Source organism: Oceanobacillus saliphilus, from assembly GCF_023522835.1.
Classification (GTDB): domain Bacteria; phylum Bacillota; class Bacilli; order Bacillales; family Amphibacillaceae; genus Oceanobacillus; species Oceanobacillus saliphilus.
In genome coordinates, this window is record NZ_JALCZU010000211.1 from 1 (window position 1) to 259 (window position 259).

Sequence of the window (259 nt, forward strand, 5' to 3'; positions counted from 1 at the left end):
CGATGTGCTCTAACCAATCAATATAGGCATGCTTTCCTTTTCCATAACTATTTCCAAATAACAAGCAAGGTGTCCCTGTTAAAACGGAAAATACCATTGCATGCCAGCGATCTGTAATAATTATTTCCTGGTGCGAGAATAGTTCTAGTTCTGAATCAAATAATGCCTCCCGAGTAACAGGTGTTATCTTTTGTGGTTCATCTAGAACGGTATCAACTCTTTTTACAGGGCGTTTATTTCCTAAAATATCTTTTATACT

General features: G+C 36.7%; 1 protein-coding gene. It reads right to left on the reverse strand.

What is annotated here, in order from left to right:
- A partial coding sequence (locus tag MN204_RS20940) for a polysaccharide pyruvyl transferase family protein (protein WP_249872977.1) occupies positions 1-259 on the reverse strand: 259 nt, incomplete at both ends.